Origin of the sequence: Neoaquamicrobium sediminum, assembly GCF_040970315.1 — a bacterium.
In the GTDB taxonomy this organism is placed as follows: Bacteria; Pseudomonadota; Alphaproteobacteria; order Rhizobiales; family Rhizobiaceae; genus Aerobium; species Aerobium sediminum.
In genome coordinates, this window is sequence record NZ_JAZHFV010000001.1 from 536,365 (window position 1) to 555,772 (window position 19,408).

Annotated in this window: 19 protein-coding genes; 18 read left to right on the top strand and 1 reads right to left on the bottom strand. The window is 63.8% G+C overall.

Annotation, left to right across the window (positions count from 1 at the left end; translation table 11 throughout):
• Nucleotide 1 precedes the first annotated feature (1 nt).
• The 12 genes from V1479_RS02720 to gnd all read left to right on the top strand — a co-directional run bounded on the left by V1479_RS02720 (nucleotide 2) and on the right by gnd (nucleotide 11,732).
• Entirely contained in the window at nucleotides 2-475 is a 474-nt protein-coding gene (locus tag V1479_RS02720) for a MarR family winged helix-turn-helix transcriptional regulator (protein WP_173188312.1), read from the top strand.
• Nucleotides 472-1,284 carry an enoyl-CoA hydratase family protein gene (locus V1479_RS02725; protein ID WP_368801549.1) on the top strand — a complete coding sequence of 271 codons (813 nt, stop codon included), beginning with the start codon at nucleotides 472-474 and terminating at the stop codon, nucleotides 1,282-1,284. Before V1479_RS02720 ends, V1479_RS02725 begins: the two co-directional genes overlap by 4 nt.
• Complete coding sequence (locus V1479_RS02730) at nucleotides 1,284-2,435, top strand: acyl-CoA dehydrogenase family protein (RefSeq protein ID WP_368801550.1); 1,152 nt, start codon at nucleotides 1,284-1,286, stop codon at nucleotides 2,433-2,435. The genes V1479_RS02725 and V1479_RS02730 overlap by 1 nt, the downstream gene beginning before the upstream one ends.
• A complete protein-coding gene (locus V1479_RS02735) occupies nucleotides 2,432-4,060 on the top strand; it encodes an AMP-binding protein (RefSeq protein WP_368801551.1) in 1,629 nt (542 codons plus the stop codon). Before V1479_RS02730 ends, V1479_RS02735 begins: the two co-directional genes overlap by 4 nt.
• A 59-nt stretch (nucleotides 4,061-4,119) precedes the next feature.
• The gene (gene kynA, locus V1479_RS02740) at nucleotides 4,120-4,899 is read left to right on the top strand and encodes a tryptophan 2,3-dioxygenase (RefSeq protein ID WP_438620495.1); all 780 of its coding nucleotides are present in this window, start codon (nucleotides 4,120-4,122) and stop codon (nucleotides 4,897-4,899) included.
• A gap of 111 nt (nucleotides 4,900-5,010) precedes the next feature.
• On the top strand, nucleotides 5,011-6,156 hold the full coding sequence (locus tag V1479_RS02745) for an ABC transporter substrate-binding protein (RefSeq protein ID WP_173188304.1): 1,146 nt from the start codon (nucleotides 5,011-5,013) through the stop codon (nucleotides 6,154-6,156).
• Between the two features lie 196 nt (nucleotides 6,157-6,352).
• The gene (locus tag V1479_RS02750; protein WP_368801553.1) at nucleotides 6,353-7,273 is read left to right on the top strand and encodes a branched-chain amino acid ABC transporter permease; all 921 of its coding nucleotides are present in this window, start codon (nucleotides 6,353-6,355) and stop codon (nucleotides 7,271-7,273) included.
• Between the two features lie 10 nt (nucleotides 7,274-7,283).
• Nucleotides 7,284-8,264, top strand: coding sequence for a branched-chain amino acid ABC transporter permease (locus V1479_RS02755; RefSeq protein ID WP_368801978.1), 981 nt, complete (start codon nucleotides 7,284-7,286; stop codon nucleotides 8,262-8,264).
• Nucleotides 8,257-9,006 (top strand): ABC transporter ATP-binding protein, encoded by a 750-nt coding sequence (locus V1479_RS02760; RefSeq protein ID WP_368801554.1) that lies wholly within the window; start codon nucleotides 8,257-8,259, stop codon nucleotides 9,004-9,006. Before V1479_RS02755 ends, V1479_RS02760 begins: the two co-directional genes overlap by 8 nt.
• The gene (locus tag V1479_RS02765) at nucleotides 9,003-9,689 is read left to right on the top strand and encodes an ABC transporter ATP-binding protein (protein ID WP_368801555.1); all 687 of its coding nucleotides are present in this window, start codon (nucleotides 9,003-9,005) and stop codon (nucleotides 9,687-9,689) included. The genes V1479_RS02760 and V1479_RS02765 overlap by 4 nt, the downstream gene beginning before the upstream one ends.
• A 52-nt stretch (nucleotides 9,690-9,741) precedes the next feature.
• Complete coding sequence (locus tag V1479_RS02770) at nucleotides 9,742-10,152, top strand: RidA family protein (protein WP_368801556.1); 411 nt, start codon at nucleotides 9,742-9,744, stop codon at nucleotides 10,150-10,152.
• 152 nt (nucleotides 10,153-10,304) lie between these two features.
• Nucleotides 10,305-11,732 (top strand): NADP-dependent phosphogluconate dehydrogenase, encoded by a 1,428-nt coding sequence (gene gnd / locus V1479_RS02775; RefSeq protein WP_368801557.1) that lies wholly within the window; start codon nucleotides 10,305-10,307, stop codon nucleotides 11,730-11,732.
• Nucleotides 11,733-11,741: 9 nt separating this feature from the next.
• Here the strand turns inward: gnd and V1479_RS02780 are convergent, their stop codons facing one another.
• Nucleotides 11,742-12,785 carry a LacI family transcriptional regulator gene (locus V1479_RS02780; protein WP_368801558.1) on the bottom strand — a complete coding sequence of 348 codons (1,044 nt, stop codon included), beginning with the start codon at nucleotides 12,783-12,785 and terminating at the stop codon, nucleotides 11,742-11,744.
• Nucleotides 12,786-13,191: 406 nt separating this feature from the next.
• Between V1479_RS02780 and V1479_RS02785 the strand changes: the two genes are divergently transcribed.
• The 6 genes from V1479_RS02785 to V1479_RS02810 all read left to right on the top strand — a co-directional run bounded on the left by V1479_RS02785 (nucleotide 13,192) and on the right by V1479_RS02810 (nucleotide 19,366).
• Entirely contained in the window at nucleotides 13,192-14,430 is a 1,239-nt protein-coding gene (locus V1479_RS02785) for an ABC transporter substrate-binding protein (protein WP_368801559.1), read from the top strand.
• An 82-nt stretch (nucleotides 14,431-14,512) separates the two neighbouring features.
• The gene (locus V1479_RS02790) at nucleotides 14,513-15,406 is read left to right on the top strand and encodes a carbohydrate ABC transporter permease (RefSeq protein WP_368801560.1); all 894 of its coding nucleotides are present in this window, start codon (nucleotides 14,513-14,515) and stop codon (nucleotides 15,404-15,406) included.
• Nucleotides 15,399-16,334: a carbohydrate ABC transporter permease gene (locus V1479_RS02795; protein WP_368801561.1), complete on the top strand. Its 936-nt coding sequence runs from the start codon at nucleotides 15,399-15,401 to the stop codon at nucleotides 16,332-16,334. The genes V1479_RS02790 and V1479_RS02795 overlap by 8 nt, the downstream gene beginning before the upstream one ends.
• 8 nt (nucleotides 16,335-16,342) lie before the next feature.
• Nucleotides 16,343-17,440, top strand: a complete 1,098-nt coding sequence (locus V1479_RS02800; RefSeq protein ID WP_438620496.1) for an ABC transporter ATP-binding protein — start codon at nucleotides 16,343-16,345, stop codon at nucleotides 17,438-17,440.
• Between the two features lie 25 nt (nucleotides 17,441-17,465).
• Nucleotides 17,466-18,212: a sugar phosphate isomerase/epimerase family protein gene (locus tag V1479_RS02805; RefSeq protein ID WP_368801563.1), complete on the top strand. Its 747-nt coding sequence runs from the start codon at nucleotides 17,466-17,468 to the stop codon at nucleotides 18,210-18,212.
• 11 nt (nucleotides 18,213-18,223) lie between these two features.
• Complete coding sequence (locus V1479_RS02810; protein ID WP_368801564.1) at nucleotides 18,224-19,366, top strand: Gfo/Idh/MocA family protein; 1,143 nt, start codon at nucleotides 18,224-18,226, stop codon at nucleotides 19,364-19,366.
• Nucleotides 19,367-19,408 lie beyond the last annotated feature (42 nt).

Genomic DNA, 19,408 nt, shown 5'->3' on the forward strand with positions numbered 1-19,408 from the left:
GATGGACGCATCCCCAGAGACGCTGGAAAAACCCGCTGCCAACAAGGAGCGGCTGCGCCTTTGGATCCGGCTGCTGCGCGCCGCGCGGGTCGTCGAGGGTGAATTGCGCGAGCGGCTGAAGCGCGAGTTCGACACCACGCTGCCGCGTTTCGACGTGATGTCGGCGCTCTATCGCCAGCCCGAAGGCATGCTGATGAGCGACCTGTCGCGGTTTCTGCTGGTTTCGAACGGCAACGTGACCGGCATCGTCGACCGGCTGGTGACCGACGGGTTCGTCGTGCGCGCCAACCGCGACGGCGACCGGCGCACATCGATCGCGAGGCTCACGGAAGCTGGCTCGGCGCGGTTTGCGGCGATGGCTGAGGCCCACGAGATATGGATCGCCGAGCTTCTGGGCGAGGTGAGCGAGGAGGATGCTCGGCGGCTTTCGGTCATGCTGAAAGCCTTCCGCAGCAATTGGGAGAACGAACATTGAGCCAGATGGCGGGCCTGAAGCCGAAGCATTTTCTCTGGAGTGTCGAGAACCGGGTCGCGACCGTGCGGCTCGACAGGCCCGAGCGCAAGAACCCGCTGACTTTTGAAAGCTACGCCGAGCTGCGCGACACTTTCCGCGACCTCGTCTATGCCGACGATGTCGATGTCGTCTGCTTTCTCCCCAATGGCGGCAATTTCTGCTCGGGCGGCGATGTGCACGACATTATCGGTCCGCTGGTCGACATGGACATGAAGGGCCTGCTCGCCTTCACGCGTATGACCGGCGACCTCGTCAAGGCGATGATCAATTGCGGCAAGCCGATCGTCTCGGCAGTCGACGGCGTGGCCGTGGGGGCTGGCGCCATCATTACCATGGCCTCCGACATCAGGCTGGCGACGCCGGAGGCGAAGACCGCGTTTCTCTTCACCCGCGTAGGCCTCGCGGGCTGCGACATGGGCGCCTGCGCCATGCTCCCGCGCATCATCGGCCAGGGCCGCGCTGCCGAATTGCTTTATACCGGCCGTACGATGAGCGCGGACGAAGGCGAGCGCTGGGGCTATTACAACCGGCTCGTCGCCGCCTCCGATCTGGAAGCCGAGGCGCTCAAGCTTGCCGGCCAACTGGCCGCGGGCCCGACCTTCGCGCATGGCATCACCAAGACCCAGCTCAACCAGGAGTGGTCGATGGGCTTGGACCAGGCAATCGAGGCGGAAGCGCAGGCGCAGGCGATATGCATGCAGACGCGCGACTTCGAACGCGCCTACCGCGCCTTCGTCGCGAAAGAACGTCCGGTATTCGAGGGGGATTGATGGCCGACCGTTCCTTCCTTTCCTGGCCCTTCTTCGAGGACCGCCATCGCGAGCATGCCGAACGGCTGGAAGCGTGGTGCACGTCCAACCTGCCGGTCGACCATTCGGATGTCGACGTGGCCTGCCGTCGGCTCGTTGCAGCACTTGGCGACGCCGGCTTTCTCAGGCCGAGCGGGATCGATCCCGCCGACCCGCAGCCGCTCGACGTGCGTACGCTCTGCATCACCCGAGAGACGCTTGCCCGGCATGACGGCCTCGCCGATTTCGCCTTCGCCATGCAGGGACTCGGCACGGGGGCGATCAGCCTGTTCGGCACGCCGGAGCAGCGCCAATCGCTGGAGAAGACGCGCGCCGGCAAGGCGATCTCCGCGTTTGCGCTGTCCGAGCCGCGCTCCGGTTCCGATGTCGCGAACATGGAGATGACGGCGACGCGGGACGGCGGCGATTACGTGCTCTCCGGCGAAAAGACCTGGATTTCCAACGGCGGCATTGCCGATCTCTATTGTGTCTTCGCCCGTACCGGCGAAGCGCCGGGCGCGAAGGGCATCTCCGCTTTTGTGGTGCCGGCCGATACGCCCGGCCTGACGGTTGCCGAGCGGCTGGAGGTGATCGCGCCGCACCCGCTGGCGCGTCTGTCTTTCGATGAGGTGCGGGTCCCCGCATCGGCAATGATCGGAAAGCCTGGGGACGGCTTCAGGATCGCCATGTCGGTGCTGGATGTCTTCCGCTCGACCGTCGGGGCCGCGGCGCTGGGCTTTGCCCGCCGTGCGCTTGATGAAACGGTTAGGCGCGTCGGCAACCGCGAGCTCTTCGGCGCGCCGCTCTTCGACCTGCAGATGGTGCAGGGTCATGTGGCCGACATGGCGCTCGATGTCGATGCGGCCGCGCTGCTCGTCTATCGTGCGGCCTGGACCAAGGATGCGGGTGCCGCACGCGTCACGCGCGAGGCGGCGATGGCCAAGCTCTACGCCACCGACCGCGCGCAGGCCGTGATCGACAAGGCGGTGCAGATACATGGGGGCGACGGTGTGCGCAGGGGACACATCGTCGAGAGCCTCTACAGGGAAATCCGCGCATTGCGCATCTATGAGGGCGCATCAGACGTCCAGAAGGTGGTGATCGCGCGGCAGACAATGGGAGCAGCGTCATGAGCCTCGGGCCCAGCGGTCACGTCGACACCTTCAGTCGCGACAACCTTCCGCCTCTCGACCAGTGGCCGGACCTGCCGCAGCAGGGTTTCGACTATCCGGATTACCTCAACTGCGCGGTCGAGCTCACCGATCGTCTGGTCGAGAAGGGGTACGGGGACCGCACGGCGCTCATCGGCAACGGCCGGCGCCGGACCTACAAGGAGCTTTCGGACTGGACCAACAGGCTGGCGCGCGCGCTCGTTGAGAATTACGGCGTCAAGCCCGGCAACCGTATCCTGATCCGTTCGCCCAACAATCCTGCGATGGTCGCCTGCTGGCTGGCGGCGACAAAGGCCGGCGCGGTGGTGGTCAACACCATGCCGATGCTGCGCGCCGGCGAACTCGCCAAGATCGTCGACAAGGCGGAGATCGCAGTCGCGCTCTGCGACACGCGCATCAAGGACGAGCTTGTCGCCTGCGCCAAGGACAGCCGTTTCCTCAAGCAGGTGGTGGGTTTCGACGGCACCGCCAATCACGATGCGGAACTCGACCGCGCAGCACTCGACAAGCCGGTCACCTTCGAGGCGGTGAAAACCGGTCGCGACGACGTTGCGTTGCTCGGTTTCACGTCGGGCACTACGGGCGTGCCCAAGGCGACCATGCATTTCCATCGCGATATTCTCATCATCGCCGATGCCTACGCACGCGAAGTGCTGAACGTGACGCCGGACGACGTATTCGTCGGCTCGCCGCCGCTGGCCTTCACCTTCGGTCTCGGCGGGCTGGCGGTTTTTCCGTTGCGGTTCGGGGCTGCCGCGACGCTGCTGGAAAGCGCGACGCCGCCGAACATGGTCGAGATCATCGAGACCTACAAAGCGACGATCTCATTCACAGCACCGACCGCCTATCGCGCAATGATGAAGGCGATGGACGAGGGCGCGGATCTGTCGTCGCTGCGCATCGCCGTATCGGCGGGCGAGACGCTGCCTGCCCCGGTTTACGAGGAGTGGGTTGCCAAGACCGGCAAGCCCATCCTCGACGGTATAGGTGCGACCGAGATGCTGCACATCTTCATTTCCAACCGGCTGGACGATCGCGCGCCCGGCGTGACCGGCAGGCCGGTGACCGGCTACGAGGCGAAGATCGTCGACGGCGACATGAAGGAACTGCCACGCGGCACGATCGGCCGGCTTGCCGTTCGCGGACCGACCGGCTGCCGCTATCTCGCTGACGAGCGGCAGATGGTTTATGTGCGCGACGGCTGGAACCTCACCGGCGATTCCTTCGTGCAGGACGAGAACGGCCGCTTCCGGTTCGCAGCGCGCTCCGATGACATGATCCTGTCCGCCGGCTACAACATCGCCGGGCCGGAGGTCGAGGCCGCGCTGCTGGGGCATGCGTTCGTTGCTGAATGCGCCGTCATAGGCGCGCCGGACGAGGAGCGGGGGCAGGTCGTCGAGGCCTATGTCGTGCTCGTTGATGGAGCTGCGGCCGACGGCAGTACGATCCGCACGCTGCAGGACCACGTCAAGGCGACGATCGCGCCCTACAAATACCCACGCTCGGTGAAGTTCGTGACCGCACTGCCGAAGACGCAGACCGGCAAGATCCAGCGCTTCCGCCTGCGCGAAGGAGGCGTCGCGTGACCGACGACGACGCTAGGACCACGCCGCCGGACGGCGCGGAAACAGACTTTCGCGGCCGTATGTCCTACGCCGACTATCTGCACCTGGAAAAAATCCTCGACGCGCAGGAGACCCTCTCCGCCTCGCCCGACGAGTTGTTGTTCATTATCCAGCATCAGACATCCGAACTGTGGATGAAGCTTGCCATCCACGAGATTTCCTCGGCGATGGAGGCGATCCGGCGTGACGATCTTCAGCCGGCTTTCAAGATGCTGACGCGCGTTGCCCGCATCTTCGAGCAGCTCAACAGCGCGTGGGACGTCCTGCGCACGATGACGCCGTCTGAATATACGCGGTTTCGCGGAGACCTCGGCCAGTCGTCCGGCTTCCAGTCGTGGCAGTACCGGGCCATTGAATTCCTTGCCGGCAACCGGAACGCGGCCATGCTCAAGCCGCACGACCATCGGCCGGAAATCCTGACGCGGCTCCAATCCATTCTTGCGCGGCCAAGCCTCTACGACGAGGCGATTGCCTTGCTTGCCCGCAACGGCTTCAACATCGGCGGTGATGCGAAACGGACGGACTGGCGCGCCACGCGACAGCCGGACGATGCGGTCAAGGCTGCCTGGCAGGCCATCTACCAGGCGCCGGAAACCCATTGGGCGCTCTACGAGCTGGCCGAGAAGCTGGTCGATTTCGAGGATTATTTCCGTCGCTGGCGGTTCAATCACGTCACGACGGTGGAACGCATCATCGGCCTCAAGCGGGGCACGGGCGGCACCGCCGGCGTCTCCTATCTCCGGCGCATGCTGGAGGTCGAGCTTTTCCCTGAACTCTGGACCGTGAGGACGGAGCTTTGATGCGGTGGCCGCAAGGCCCAACAAAATGAAGGAGACGGGCTGGCCAACGCCCGCGGATTTTTCCAACGTAGGGAACCCAGAGGGGTTCCAGGTAACAACGGGAGTAGAACTATGAAGAAAGTGATTGCAGCGGGCCTTGCCGCGCTTGCCATGAGTGTGTCGGGCGCGGCCTTCGCCGAGCCGGTCAAGATCGGAATGATCACCACGCTTTCGGGCGGCGGTGCTGGCCTCGGCATCGATGCCCGCGACGGCTTCATGCTCGCGCTCAAGAATGCCGGCGACGCGGCATCCGAGATCGAGGTCGTGACCGAGGATGACGGCCAGAAGCCCGAGCTCGCCGTGCAGATCGCCGACAAGATGATCCAGTCGGACCAGGTCGACATTTTGACCGGCATCATCTGGTCGAACCTTGCCATGGCCGTCGTGCCGAGCGCCGTGGCGCAGGGCAAGTTCTACCTCTCTGTCAACGCGGGGCCCTCGCCGCTTGCCGGGTCGCAGTGCAACGAGAATTATTTCAACGTCGCCTACCAGAACGACAACTTCCACGAGGCGATGGGCCAGTATGCAAACCAGGACTACCAGAAGACCTTTATCCTTGCGCCGAACTATCCGGCCGGTACCGACGCGCTGACCGGCTTCAAGCGCTTCTACAAGGGCGAGTTGACGGGCGAGGTCTACACCCAGCTCGGTCAGACCGACTACGCAGCCGAGATCGCGCAAATCCGCGCTTCCGGCGCCGACTCCGTCTTCATGTTCCTTCCGGGCGGCATGGGCATCGCCTTTACCAAGCAGTACGCGCAGTCGGGCGTCGACATCCCGCTGATGGGTCCCGGCTTCTCGTTCAGCCAGGATGTGCTGGGCGCGATCGGTGACGCGGCCCTCGGCGTCAAGAACTCCGGTTCTTGGGCGAAGGATCTCGACAACGAGGCGAATGCAAAGTTCGTCGAAACCTTCCAGGCCGAATACGGCCGCCTGCCGTCCGTCTATGCCGCACAGGCATACGACACGGCGAACCTTATCGTCGCTGCGGCGGGCAAGGCGAGTGTCAAGGACGCGGATGCGTTCCGGGCCGCGCTGAAGGAAGCCGACTTCGACAGCGTCCGTGGCAAGTTCTCCTTCAACACCAACAACCATCCGATACAGGACATCTACGTTCGCGAAGTTATCAAGGAAGGTGACGTGCTGACGAACAAGATCGTCTCGACTGCCTTCACCGATCACAAGGACGCCTACGCGGCCGAGTGCTCGTTGCAGTAGGTCCATCGCTTAGCGGCAGGCACCTTCTCCCCGCCTGCGGGGAGAAGGTGCCGGCAGGCGGATGAGGGGGGCGGGGACTTGTTAAGATCATCGTGCCGCCCCTCCTTCAACCCTCTCTCCACGAACGGGGAAAGGGGACAACAATGCCGCACCCATCAGACAGCGAAGCAACAGGCCTGACCCGGACATTCCACCCGTGCAAACCGCTCTCTTCATCGAACAGATTCTCAACGGGCTGCAGCTGGGCGTGATGCTGTTCCTCATGGCCGCCGGGCTGACGCTGATCTTCGGCGTCATGGGGCTGATCAACCTTGCCCACGGGTCACTCTATATGGTCGGCGCGTTCGCCTGTGCCGCGGTCGCGGGCGCGACCGGCTCGTTCTGGCTGGGGCTCGCGGCCAGCCTCGCTGCGGCTGCGGCTGCTGGCGCGCTGGTCGAAATCCTCGTCATCAGGCGGCTGTACGAACGCGACCATCTCGACCAGGTTCTGGCGACCTTTGCCCTCATTCTTATCTTCTCCGAAGGCACGCGCTGGCTCTTCGGCTCCTTCCCGCTCTATCTGGACATCCCGCCGCTGTTGCAGGGAACCGTCCCGATTCCCGGCGGCTCGCGCTATCAGCTCTACCGGCTGGCGATCATTAGCGTCGGCGTCGCGGTCGCGGTCGGCCTGTTCCTCCTGATCTCGCGCACCCGGTTGGGCATGCGCATCCGCGCCGGAGAGTCCGACCGTGAGATGATCGGCGCGCTGGGCGTCGACATTCGCACGCTCTATACGGTTGTGTTCGCGCTGGGCGCGGCACTTGCCGGGCTTGCCGGCGCAATGGTCGGCGCGCTGCAATCCGTGCAGGTCGGCATGGGCGAGCCGGTGCTGATCCTCGCCTTCGTGGTGATCGTCATCGGCGGCATCGGCTCGATCAAGGGCGCCCTTGTGGGAGCATTGTTGGTCGGTCTCACAGATACAATGGGGCGCATCCTGCTGCCGCAGCTTTTCGGTGTGTTCATGGACCCGTCGCGGGCGGGCCTCGTCGGCGGCGCGGTCGCGTCGATGCTGATCTACATTGTCATGGCCGTCATTCTTGCGGTGCGCCCGCGGGGCCTCTTTGCGGCGAAGGGGTAAGGCGATGACGATCTCACGCGAAACGGCGATCAACGTGGTTCTGGCCTTGCTGCTGCTGGCCGTGCCTTTCATCGCCATGCAGCTCGGCAAGCCGTTCTACGTCACGCTTGCGACCCGCATGGCAATCCTTGGCCTCGCGGCCATCGGTCTCAACATTGCGCTGGGCCTGGGCGGCCTGGTGTCGTTTGGCCACGCGGCCTTCTTCGGCATCGGCGGCTATGCGGCCGGCATCCTGGCCAGCCATGCCTTTTCCGGCCAGCCGCTCGATTTCGGACTGTTCGCGGTGCCGGGCAGCAAGCTGATGCCCGTGATATGGGCGGTCGCCATCGTGGCGGGCGGGCTGCTTGCGGCGGCGATCGGTTCCATCAGCCTGCGTACGTCGGGCGTCTATTTCATCATGATCACGCTCGCCTTCGCACAGATGACCTATTATTTTGCGATCTCATGGCCCGCCTATGGCGGCGAAGACGGGCTGTCGATCACGATCCGCAACACGTTTCCGGGCGTCAACACGCTCGTGCCTCAAAACTATTTCCTGATCTGTTATGCGTTGCTGGTGGTCGGCCTCGTGCTGTTTGCCCTGCTGCGCGACTCGCGTTTCGGAGCGGCGCTGCAGGCCTCGCGGCAGAACGAGGTGCGTGTCGCTTCCGTCGGCATTGCGCCCTTCCGCATCAAGCTCGTCGCTTTCGTTATTTCGGGCATGATCACCGGGCTGGCGGGGGCGCTCTATGCCGATCTCAACCGCTTCGTCAGCCCGTCGATGCTGTCCTGGCACATGTCGGGCGAATTCATCGTGCTCATCATCCTTGGCGGTGTCGGCCGGCTGTGCGGCCCGCTCGCAGGCGCGATGCTGTTCGTCATGTTAGAATACATCCTCGGCGGCCTGACCGAACGCTGGCAGTTCTTCCTCGGGCTCTTGCTGCTTGGTGTCGTTCTCTTTGCGCGTGGTGGGCTGATCGGATTGCTTGCGGGGAGGGCGCGTCATGGCTGAAGCCGTTCTTGCCATCCGCGATCTCTGCAAGTCTTTCGGGGCGTTGCGAGCAACGGAGAATGTCAGCATTGATCTCGTTCCGGGCGAAATTCACGCCCTGATCGGCCCCAATGGAGCCGGGAAGTCGACGCTCATCCACCAGATCGCCGGCACGCTGAAACCGGACAGCGGCGAGATCGAGTTTCTAGGAAAGCCTGTCAGCCATATCGGCGCGGCAGAGCGCGCCCGCATGGGCCTGGGGCGTTCGTTCCAGGTGTCCTCGCTGGCGCCCGAATTCTCGGCGCTGCGCAATGTCATGCTTGCCGTTCAGTCGCGGCAGGGAACATCCTTCCGCTTCTTCAAGCCGGTGATGCGCGATGCGGCTCTGGTCGAGCCCGCGATGGAGGCGCTGGAACGCGCCGGCCTGAAGGACCGGGCCCGCGTGCCGGCCGCCGAGCTTTCGCACGGCGAGCGGCGCCAACTCGAGATCGCCATCGCGCTCGCGCTCGGGTCGCGGGCCTTCCTGCTCGACGAACCGATGGCCGGCATGGGCCCGGAGGGGTCGAAGACCCTGACAAGTTTCCTCGACGGGCTGCGCCGCGAGGCGCCGATCCTGCTGGTCGAGCACGACATGGACGCCGTGTTCGCGCTGGCCGACCGCATCTCGGTGCTGGTCTATGGCCGCGTCATCGCAACCGGCACGGTCGAGGAGATACGCAGCGATCCGGAGGTCCGCCGCGCCTATCTGGGAGGTGCCGAATGAAGCTGCTCGAGATTGCCGGGCTGGAGACCTTCTACGGCGCGAGCCAGGCGCTGTTCGGCGTCGACCTGGACGTTGCCGAGGGCGAGGTCGTGGCGCTGATGGGCCGCAATGGCATGGGCAAGACCACGACCATCCGCTCGATACTCGCAATGACCCCGGCGCGTGCCGGCAAGGTGCGGCTTGGCGGGCGCGAGATACAGGCCATGCGACCCCATCGGATCGCCCGGCTGGGCATCGGTCTGGTGCCGGAAGGCCGGCGCTGCTTCCCCAACCTGACGGTCGCGGAGAACCTGCTGGCCGCAGCCCGCTCGGGCCGCTGGAACCTCGCCGAGATCAACCGGCTGTTTCCGCGCCTGGAAGAGCGCCGCGACCAGATGGCGCGCACACTCTCGGGAGGCGAGCAGCAGATGCTGGCGATCGGCCGCGCGCTGATGACCAACCCGCGCCTGCTGATCCTGGACGAGGCGACCGAAGGCCTCGCGCCCGTGATCCGCAATGACATCTGGGCCGTGATCCGCGTGCTGAAAGCGGAAGGACAGTCGATCCTCATCGTCGACAAAACGCTCTCCGAACTGCTGCCCTCGGCCGATCGCTGCGTGGTGCTGGAAAAGGGCGCCACGGTCTGGAGCGGCCGTCCGGGCGAACTCACGCCATCGCTTCAGGACCGCTATCTCGGCGTTTGACGCCGCAACGAAGAACAGGCGGCAAGCGCCTGTCTATCGGAGGATTATACCGATGACCGACATACAAACCCCGCACCAGCTTCTCCATCCAGCATCCTGGAAGAAGGCTGTGGGTTATGCCAACGGACTGATGACGGAAGGCCGTACCGTCTGGATGGGCGGCCAGATCGGCTGGACCGGCGATCAGGTCTTCGAGGCGAAGGACCTTGTCGGCCAGACGCGGCAGACGCTGGAAAACATCGTGGCGATCCTCGGCGAAGCCGGTGGCCGACCGGAACACATCGTCCGCATGACCTGGTATGTCACCGACAAGCAGGATTATCTCGCCAACCTGAAGGGTATCGGCGAAGCCTACAGGGCCGTCATGGGGCGGCATTTCCCGGCGATGACCATGGTTCAGGTGGTGGCCCTGATCGAGGACGAGGCCAAGGTCGAGATCGAAGCGACGGCTGTCCTTCCTTAGGGGGCGTCGTGTCGTTCGCGCGTGCCTTGCACCACATCATTGTGCAGCGCTTCCGTCATGGCTGCCATGCGGAAGGAGCAGGTTGACGCATCGATTGGCTGGCGTTCATCATTGCCGCCAGAACAAAAAACCCACATCGATGGAAACGCCTCATGTCCAAAGCGGAAATCGGCCTGATCGGCCTCGGTGTCATGGGCTCGAACCTCGCGCTCAATATTGCCGAAAAAGGCTATCCCATAGCCGTCTACAACCGCACCTCCACTCGTACCGGTGCCTTCTTCGAGAATGCCGGGGACCTGCGGGGCAACATCGTGCCCTGTGCCTCCCTCGAGGAACTCGTCGCGCAGATCAAGCCGCCGCGCCCCATCATTCTCATGGTGCAGGCCGGCAAGGCGGTCGACGAGCAGATCGAGGGCCTGCGCGACCTGCTGGCACAGGGCGACATCATCATCGACGCCGGCAATGCCAATTTCCGCGACACGATGCGGCGCTTCGCCGAGCTTGAAGGTTCGGGCCTGACATTCATCGGCATGGGTGTTTCGGGTGGCGAGGAAGGCGCGCGTCACGGCCCGTCCATCATGGTCGGGGGCAAGGAAGACGCCTACAAGCGGGTCGAATCCGTCCTCACCGCCATCGCCGCCCGCTACGAGGGTGAGCCGTGTTGCGCCTGGCTGGGCGAAGGCGGAGCCGGGCATTTCGTCAAGACCATCCACAACGGCATCGAATATGCCGACATGCAGATGATCGCCGAGATTTACGGCATCCTGCGCGACGGCTTCGGCATGGAAGCCAAAGAGATCGGCGCGATCTTCGCGCGCTGGAACGAGGGGAGGTTGAACTCCTATCTGGTGGAGATCACGGCCGCCGTGCTGGAAGCTGCCGACCCCGTTTCAGGCAAACCCATGGTCGACATGATCCTCGACCGGGCGGGCCAGAAGGGTACAGGCCGCTGGTCGGCGGTAGAGGCGCAGATGATGGGGGTGCCGGCGACCGCGATCGAATCGGCCGTCGCCGCGCGCAGCCTGTCTGCCGAAAAGGAGCTACGCGAGGCTGCAGCCAGCGCCTACGGCGGCGCTGCCGAGCCGGCGGGGCGCGCTCCGGACAAGGCCTTCATCGACGATCTCGAACTCGCCCTGTTTGCCGGCAAGATCGCGGCCTACGCCCAGGGTTTCGCCGTGATGGCGGAGGCGTCGTCGGAGTTCAAATGGAACCTTCCGATGCCGGCGATCGCGCGCATCTGGCGCGCCGGCTGCATCATCCGCTCGCAATTCCTTGGAACGCTGGCGCGCTCCTTCGAAGCCGATACGAAGGCGGAAAACCTCCTGCTGATCGGCGATTTCGTGGAGATGATGAACGAGGCGCAGCCGTCACTCCGCCGTGTGGTTTCGCACGCGGCACTTGGGGGACTGCCCGCGCCCGCGCTTTCGGCAGCATTGGGCTATTTCGATGCGTTCAGGCAGGCGCGTGGAACCGCCAATCTCATCCAGGCCCAGCGCGACTATTTCGGAGCCCACGGCTTCGAGCGCGTCGACGTCGAGGGTGAACACCATGGACCGTGGGGATCCGGCGCGGCGAGTTAAGGGCTGAGGTCAGGATCTGGGGGCTTCGACGCCATCGGGTACGGCAAGCGTCTGCAATGATGCCGGCACTGCGCCGTCGATGCTCGCCCTGACAGCGCGGGCCAGTTCGCGACCGGCAAGGCGGAAATCCTCGTTCACCACCAGTATCTGCGGGCGGAACATCTGCACCAGTGGCGTCGATTGCTTGGTGACGATGTCGATGTCGCGGCCTAGCTGCAGCCCGCATTCCTCGATGGCTGCGACAAGTGCGAAGGCGCCTGCACCGCTGCCCGAGACGAGACCGTCAGGTGGCGTGCTGCGTCGTAGAAGCGCCGTCGCGGCTGCCTTGATCTGTTCGACGGGCATGTCCACCCAGGCATCGCGAAACGGGATTGCAGCGCAGCCCTGTTCTTCGATACCTTCGGCGAAGCCGTCGCTCATGTGGCGATAGTAGGTCAGCTTCGGCGACGGCGCGAGCAGGGCAAGCCGGCGTCGGCCCTTCGCCACCAGAGCTCGCACGGCCTGCATGGCGAAGGCATGGTTGTCGAAATCATGCCACGGGTGTTCGATCCCCGTATGCGTGCGCCCGTGAGTGGCGAACGGAAATCCGTGTTCCGTCAGGTAGCGCACGCGCGGATCGTTGGGTTCGGTCTGCGAAATGATGACGCCGTCGGCGGAATGGGTCTCCACAACGTAGCGGATCGGATCCATCGGATCGTTACGGCTGGAATAGGGCGTCAGGATAAGGTGATAGGACGATGAGGCCAGCTCTTCCGACACGCCGTAGATGATGTCGGAAATGAAGCCCATCAGTTGTTCGTCGGTATTGAGGACAAGCGAGATCACGTTGGTCTTGCCGGTGCGCAGGCGAACGCCCGCGCGGTTGGGGCGATAACCGACCTGGCGCGCGACGAGCTGGACGCGCTTCTTCGTCTCCTCGCCGATGTCGGGTGCGTCCTTCAGGGCGCGCGAAACCGTGGTGACGCCGAGCCCGGTCATGAAGGCGATCGTCTTGAGGGTGGGCCGGCCGCCGGCCGCCACCTCGTTCTGTCCGTTCCTGCGCTGATCGTTCATACGTCGCTGCCCGTTGACCCGGCGCACGGCCTATCGCATTCGCCCAAGCCGCACCAGTCCCGAGCTGAAAATGGAAACTGTAACGTTACAGTTTTTGAGGAGAGTTGCACGGGAAATCTGCCGATTGTTGAAGTCGATCTGATCTCCATGGGGTCTGGATCGCGCCCTGGGTGGGCCATATGCTGCAATGCACAGCTTCTATGAATCAGCGCTTTAGCTACAAATTCGAAACGAAATACCGCAATGCAGCATGTTTTCGCCGCGAGCCTGAGCTGCGCAGGAGCGAGTGGTACATTAGTTCGAGGTTCGAAAAAAATCGCCGCTGACGCCGCTTTCCCCGTTGCGCGACCTTCTGGATTGCCCTACGCTTCAATCTGTAACGTTACAGTTTCAGGGAGGAAATATGATGCGTTATAGGCTCCTTACCGCCGCCTTCGCTGCGACGGCGGCTCTCAACATTGCCGGCCCGGTGCAGGCCGCAGAACTCGAAGTCACGCACTGGTGGACCTCTGGAGGCGAAGCGGCGGCCGTTGCCGAATTCGCGAAGGCGTTCGACGCCAGCGGTCATAAATGGATCGACGGCGCAATTGCCGGCTCCGGCGGCACCGCCCGGCCGATCATGATCAGCCGCATCACCGGCGGCGACCCCATGGGTGCGACGCAATTCAACCACGGACGCCAGGCCGAGGAGCTGGTGGAAGCCGGATTGATGCGCGATCTGACCGACATCGCCGAGGAAGGCAAATGGCGCGAGGTGGTGCATCCGAGCTCGCTGCTGGATTCCTGCACCCTTGACGGCAAAATCTATTGCGTGCCGGTCAACATTCACTCGCAGCAGTGGCTCTGGCTTTCGAACGCGGCGTTCGAAAAGGCCGGCGTCCCGGTTCCGACCAACTGGGAGGAATATGCCGCCGCCGCACCCGCGCTCGAGGAAGCGGGAATCATTCCGCTCGCTGTCGGCCAGCAGCCCTGGCAGACCACGCTTGCGTTCCAGGTTCTGCTGACGGCGATTGCCGGGCCGGATGCCTACACCAAGATCTTCGGCGAAAAGGATGCGGACCTTGCCGCCGGCGAAGAGCTTGCCAAGGTCTTCGAGGCGGCCGCGCAGGCCCGTTCCATGTCGGCGAAGTCCAACGTGCAGGACTGGAACCAGGCCACGAACATGGTCATCACCGGCCAGGCCGCAGGCCAGATCATGGGCGACTGGGCGCAGGGTGAATTCCAGGTTGCAGGTCAAGTCGCAGGCAAGGATTACACCTGCCTGCCCGGGCTGGGCGTCAACGAGGTCATCATGACCGGTGGCGACGCCTTCTACTTCCCGGTTCTGGATGACGAGGAAAAGAGTGCCGCGCAGGCGGACCTCGCCAAGCTGATGCTGTCGCCGGAAGTGCAGGTTGCCTTCAATCTCAAGAAGGGATCGTTGCCCGTGCGCGGCGACGTCGACCTGGAAGCGGCCAACGACTGCATGAAGAAGGGACTGGAGATCCTTGCCCAGGGCAACATCATCCAGTCGCCCGACCAGCTCATGTCGGCGGACTCGCTGACGCAGATCAACGATCTGTTCGTCGAGTTCTTCAACAATACGAGCATCACGGCCGAGGACGCGCAGAAGCGCTTCGTCGACCTGGTGGCGAACGCCGACTGATCTGCGAGCCAGCAGCGCCGCGCCGCCCCTGGAAGTCGGGGGCGGCGGGCGCGAGCGTGACCCTCATCAGGGAGTTGCCGTCATGCACGAGGCCCGGCGCCCGAACCCGCTGTTCAGGAATCTGAGCGCGAAGATTGCCGCGATCCCAATGATCCTCACCGCGCTGGTGGTCTTTGCCGGCGGCACGATCTGGACGATCATCTATTCCTTCACGAATTCGCGGCTTCTGCCGCGCGAGAATTTCGTCGGGCTGGACCAGTACGAACGGCTGTGGTCGTCCAGCAAATGGATCATCTCGATCCAGAACCTGCTGATCTATGGTGTGTGCCTGCTTGTCTTCTCGCTCGTCGTCGGCTTTCTGCTGGCGGCGCTGCTGGACCAGAAGATCAGGTTCGAAAACACCTTCCGCACCATCTTCCTTTACCCGTTCGCGCTGTCCTTCATCGTCACCGGCCTTGTCTGGCAGTGGATCCTCAATCCGCAATTCGGCGTCGAGGGCATCGTTCGCTCGTTGGGCTGGACAAGCTTCTCGTTCGATCCGCTCTACAATGCCGACATCGTCATCTACGGCATACTGATTGCCGCCCTCTGGCAGAGCACCGGTCTCATCATGTGCCTGATGCTCGCTGGCCTGCGTGGCATCGACGAGGACATCTGGAAGGCCGCGCGCGTCGACGGCATACCGATGTGGAAGACCTACGCTTTCATCGTCATCCCGATGATGCGCCCGGTATTCATCACGACGCTGGTCATAATCGCTTCGGGCATCGTCAAGGTCTACGACCTCGTGGTGGCCCAGACCGGCGGCGGACCGGGCATCGCCTCTGAGGTGCCCGCCAAATACGTCTATGACGCGATGTTCCTGTCGCAGAACCTCGGCCAGGGCTTTGCCGCATCGACCATGATGCTGCTGACCGTGCTGATCGTGCTGATCCCGTGGGCCTATCTCGAATTCGGAGGTAAGAAACGTGGCTGACGTCGCTATTCCCGTTTCCGCGCCGGCGGGCCACGCGGACCAGGCACTTGCTGGTCCGAGCGGTCCCCGTCCCCGCAAGGTCATCTCCCGGCGCAACATCATCCTCTACGGCACGCTTTTCGTTGTGGCCGTCTACTACCTGCTGCCGCTCTATGTGATGATCGTCACCTCGCTGAAGGGCATGCCGGAAATCCGCCTCGGCAACATTTTCTCGCCCCCCGTCGAGATCACCTTCCAGCCCTGGGTCAAGGCCTGGGCCGAAGCCTGCACGGGTCTCAATTGCGAGGGGCTCAGCCGCGGCTTCTGGAATTCGGTGCGCATCACCGTTCCTTCGGTCGTGCTGTCGATCGCGATCGCATCGGTCAACGGCTATGCGCTGGCGAACTGGCGCTTCAAGGGCGCCGACGTGTTCTTTACCATCCTGATCTTCGGCGCGTTCATCCCCTATCAGGTGATGCTCTATCCGATCGTCATCATGCTGCGCGAGATCGGCCTTTACGGCGGTCTCTACGGTCTGATCATCGTCCACTGCATCTTCGGCATGCCGATTCTGACGCTGCTATTCCGCAACTACTTCACCTCGCTGCCGGAAGAGCTGTTCAAGGCCGCGCGCGTCGATGGGGCGGGCTTCTGGGGGATCTATTTCAAGATCATGCTGCCGATGTCGCTGCCCATCTTCGTCGTGGCGGTCATCTTGCAGGTGACGGGCATCTGGAACGACTTCCTGTTCGGCGTCGTCTACACGCGCCCCGACTACTACCCGATGACGGTTCAGCTCAACAACATCGTCAATTCTGTTCAGGGCGTGAAGGAATACAACGTCAACATGGCGGCGACGTTGCTCACCGGGCTGGTGCCGCTGATCGTCTACTTCATTTCAGGCAAGCTTTTCGTGCGCGGCATCGCCGCGGGCGCGGTCAAGGGTTGATGCATATGATGGATACCAGCAACACGCCGAGTGTGGCGGTGCGCGGCGTCTCGCTCAATTTCGGTGCCGTCGAGGTCTTGAAAAGCCTCGACCTGGAGGTCGGCAGAGGCGAGTTCCTCGTTCTGCTCGGTCCTTCGGGTTGCGGCAAGTCCACGCTGCTCAACTGCATCGCAGGACTGCTCGACGTCTCCGCCGGCCAGATCTTCATCAACGACCGCAACGTCACCTGGGACGAGCCCAAGGACCGCGGCATCGGCATGGTGTTCCAGTCCTACGCGCTCTACCCGCAGATGACCGTGGAGGGAAACCTCTCTTTCGGGCTGAAGAACGCCCGGCTGCCCAAGGATGAGATCGAGCGCCGCATCGCACGCGCGGCGGAGATCCTGCAGATCGAACCGCTCCTCAAGCGCAAGCCATCGGCACTGTCCGGCGGCCAGCGGCAGCGTGTCGCGATCGGTCGGGCACTGGTCCGCGACGTCGACGTATTTCTGTTCGACGAGCCTTTGTCGAACCTCGACGCCAAGCTGCGCTCCGAGCTGCGCGTCGAGATCAAGCGGCTTCACCAGAAGCTCGAGAACACGATGATCTATGTCACGCACGACCAGATCGAGGCGATGACACTGGCCGACCGCATCGCCGTCATGCGCGGCGGGATCATCCAGCAGCTCGATACGCCGCAGGCGATCTATTCGCGGCCGGTCAACCGTTTCGTCGCCGGCTTCATCGGCTCGCCGGGCATGAATTTCATCGAGGGTGAGTGTGTCGCCGGCGGCAGCGGGACATTCGAGGCAAACGGCGTGAAGGTTCCGCTCGACCGCTATGAGTTCGCGGACGGCCTGCGCGCAGGAAAGGCGGTGTTCGGCGTGCGGCCGGAACACGTGGTCCTCGGGGATGGCGCGGAGGCGATGCCCTTCCAGAGCGACCTTACGGTCGAGATCGTCGAGCCCATGGGCTCCGACTCGCTGGTCTGGGGCAAGTTCGGCGGCCAGAACCTCAGCTTCCGGATCGATGCCGAGCGCGTGGTCGCCAAGGGGGACGTGGTGCGCATCGGCTTCGATCCCGGCCGCGCCTCCATTTTCGACGCCGGCACTGACGAGCGCATTTGATTTTCCCAACCGACGGACAAAAACGATGAATTGGTCATTCCAACTTTACTCAGCCCGCAAGTTCCAGCCCTGGGAAGACGTCTTCGCCATGGTTGCTAAGGCAGGTTATGCGCAGGTCGAAGGGTTTGGGGGGCTCTACGATGACCCGGCCGCCCTGCGCGCGATGCTCGATCGCAATGGCCTGACCATGCCGACGGGGCACTTCTCCCTCGACATGCTGGAGGGCGATTTCGCCGCCGCGCGTCGCATTGCGGAAACGCTGGGGATCGGCACGCTGATCTGTCCGCATATCGCTGAGGAGTCACGCCCGTCCGACGAGGCCGGCTGGCGGGCCTTTGCTGCGCGCCTTGCCGCCGTGCATGAGAATTGCCGCAAGGCCGGCTTGCGCTTTGCCTGGCACAACCACGACTTCGAGTTCGTGCCTTGCAGCGACGGCCCGGTGCCGCAGCGCGTGATACTCGATGCAGCGCCGGAGATCGGTTGGGAGATGGACGTTGCGTGGGTGGTACGCGGCGGCGCCGATCCGATGCGATGGATCGACGAATACGCCTCGCGCATCGTTGCAGCCCATGTGAAGGACATAGCTCCCGCAGACGAAGCCCAGGACGAGGACGGTTGGGCCGATGTCGGCCACGGCACGATGGACTGGCCGGCGATCATGAAGGCGTTGCGCGACAAGACGCCGGCGCGCGTCTTCGTCATGGAACACGACAACCCGAGCGATGTCGGGCGTTTCGCGCGCCGGTCGATCGAGGCAGCAAAGACCTTCTAGGAGAGACTTGGATGGCGAAGAAACTCGGAGTCGGCGTGATCGGCTGCGGCAACATCTCGGCCGCCTATTTCATGCTTGCGCCTCTGTTCAAGGGCATCGAGATGCGCGCGGGCGCGGACCTCGACATGAAGATGGCGCAGGCGCGCGCCAAGGAGTTCGGCGTGCGTGCGTCCAGCGTCGCTGACCTGCTGGCCAGCGACGATATCGACATCGTGGTCAATCTGACCATTCCGGCAGCTCATTATGAGGTGTCGAAGGCGATTCTCGACGCCGGCAAGCATGTCTATTCCGAAAAGCCCTTCGTGCTGTCGGTGCGGGAAGGGCAGGACCTGAAGAAGCGGGCCGACAGGAAAGGCCTGCGTGTCGGTTCCGCGCCGGATACGTTCCTCGGCGGCGCGCACCAGCGCGTGCGCAGTCTGATCGACGACGGCAAGGTCGGGCGTGTCACCAGCGGCACGTGCTACGTCATGAGCCATGGCATGGAGCACTGGCATCCGAACCCCGACTTCTTCTTCCAGCCGGGCGGCGGGCCGATCCTCGACATCGGCCCCTACTACATCACCAATCTCGTCCAGCTCATCGGCCCGGTGAAGCGTGTGGCCGCGCTCGCGGCAACGCCTGCGAGCGAGCGTACGATCACCTCCAAGCCGCGCTTCGGTGAGAAGATCAAGGTGACGACGCCGACGACGATCCATGCGCTGATGGAATTCGAGAACGGCGCCACGGTGACGTTCAACGCAAGCTGGGATGTGTGGAAGCACGGCCACGCGCCGATCGAGCTCTATGGCGAGGAAGGCACGATCTTCGTTCCCGACCCCAACTTCTTCGGCGGCGACGTGATGATGACCAATCGCACCGATGCGGTGAAGAAGCTGCCGAAATGGGAGCACGCCTTCGCGGTGCCCAACCAGCAGCATGCCCAGGGCATGATGGCGAACTACCGCGCGTCGGGTCTCGCCGACATGGCGCTGGGCATTCTGGAGGGCCGGCCGCATCGCTGCTCGCTGGAGCTTTCGCTGCACGTCATCGACGTGATGACCGGCATCCTGCGTTCGGGCGAGACCGGCAGGTTCGTTGCCATGCGCACGACCTGCGAGCGGCCGGAAGCGCTTTCGCCCGCGCAGGCCAAGGCTATGCTAGCGCGGAAGAAATAGTTACGACGGGGCTGGCGCGTCTTCCGCGCCGGCCTCTCGTGA

Bases quoted from the DNA above. Each gene is read 5' to 3' on its own strand.
- V1479_RS02745 (WP_173188304.1), top strand. From the start codon at position 5,011: ATGAAGAAAGTGATTGCAGCGGGCCTTGCCGCGCTTGCCATGAGTGTG.
- V1479_RS02720 (WP_173188312.1), top strand. From the start codon at position 2: ATGGACGCATCCCCAGAGACGCTGGAAAAACCCGCTGCCAACAAGGAG.
- V1479_RS02800 (WP_438620496.1), top strand. From the start codon at position 16,343: ATGGATACCAGCAACACGCCGAGTGTGGCGGTGCGCGGCGTCTCGCTC.
- V1479_RS02760 (WP_368801554.1), top strand. From the start codon at position 8,257: ATGGCTGAAGCCGTTCTTGCCATCCGCGATCTCTGCAAGTCTTTCGGG.
- V1479_RS02810 (WP_368801564.1), top strand. From the start codon at position 18,224: ATGGCGAAGAAACTCGGAGTCGGCGTGATCGGCTGCGGCAACATCTCG.
- kynA (WP_438620495.1), top strand. From the start codon at position 4,120: ATGTCCTACGCCGACTATCTGCACCTGGAAAAAATCCTCGACGCGCAG.
- V1479_RS02765 (WP_368801555.1), top strand. From the start codon at position 9,003: ATGAAGCTGCTCGAGATTGCCGGGCTGGAGACCTTCTACGGCGCGAGC.
- V1479_RS02730 (WP_368801550.1), top strand. From the start codon at position 1,284: ATGGCCGACCGTTCCTTCCTTTCCTGGCCCTTCTTCGAGGACCGCCAT.
- V1479_RS02780 (WP_368801558.1), bottom strand. From the start codon at position 12,785: ATGAACGATCAGCGCAGGAACGGACAGAACGAGGTGGCGGCCGGCGGC.
- V1479_RS02805 (WP_368801563.1), top strand. From the start codon at position 17,466: ATGAATTGGTCATTCCAACTTTACTCAGCCCGCAAGTTCCAGCCCTGG.
- gnd (WP_368801557.1), top strand. From the start codon at position 10,305: ATGTCCAAAGCGGAAATCGGCCTGATCGGCCTCGGTGTCATGGGCTCG.
- V1479_RS02785 (WP_368801559.1), top strand. From the start codon at position 13,192: ATGCGTTATAGGCTCCTTACCGCCGCCTTCGCTGCGACGGCGGCTCTC.
- V1479_RS02735 (WP_368801551.1), top strand. From the start codon at position 2,432: ATGAGCCTCGGGCCCAGCGGTCACGTCGACACCTTCAGTCGCGACAAC.
- V1479_RS02790 (WP_368801560.1), top strand. From the start codon at position 14,513: ATGCACGAGGCCCGGCGCCCGAACCCGCTGTTCAGGAATCTGAGCGCG.
- V1479_RS02770 (WP_368801556.1), top strand. From the start codon at position 9,742: ATGACCGACATACAAACCCCGCACCAGCTTCTCCATCCAGCATCCTGG.